Annotated in this window: 1 protein-coding gene; it reads left to right on the top strand. The window is 74.4% G+C overall.

Annotated features, from left to right (window positions below; all coding sequences use genetic code 11):
- Positions 1–211: 211 nt before the first annotated feature.
- The coding region (locus AOK15_RS39455; protein WP_157870515.1) for a serine hydrolase at positions 212–574 on the top strand (363 nt) is incomplete at its 3' end.

Raw genomic sequence — 574 nt, 5'->3', positions numbered from 1 at the left:
CGGGGCCGGCGACGGGGTCCGGCCCCGCCATGCGGCACTCCTCACAGGGGGCGTGACCCGGTGGGCGCAGGCGAACATGCCCGCCCCTAGCAGCAGTTGGGCCGCCCCGTCCAGGGGGCCCGCTCCAGTCCCCCGCTCCGGCTGGCGTCAACGCCCAAGCACATGCCTGCCGGAGTGATCAAGGGGCGGTCCGTGCCTACCGTGCTGTGGCATGCCAACCTTCTTATCCACAACGGCGACCGTCCGGCGCGTCGGTCTCGCGGCCCTGATGTCGGCCGTCGTCCTGGCCACCGGCCAGACGGCGACCGCGCAGGCGCCCGACCCACGCGTGGCCGTCGACTGCGGCGCGCACAACCGGACCCGTCAGGCGCTGCGCGACCTCACCCACCACGACGGCATCGCCGGGGCCGCCGTCCTCGTGACCGACCCCACCGCCGGAAAGCACTGCGCGCGCTGGACGGAGACCGCCGGAACGGCGGACCTGCGCACCGGACGCCCGATGAACGCCACCGACCGGCTGCGGGCCGGCAGCGTGACGAAGACGTTCACCGCGGCGGTCGTCCTGCAACTCGTC

Origin of the sequence: Streptomyces ossamyceticus (genome assembly GCF_001418475.1) — a bacterium.
Classification (GTDB): domain Bacteria; phylum Actinomycetota; class Actinomycetes; order Streptomycetales; family Streptomycetaceae; genus Streptomyces; species Streptomyces ossamyceticus.
Note: the sequence above shows the minus strand (reverse complement) of the source record. Positions and strands in the feature narration are given on the sequence as shown.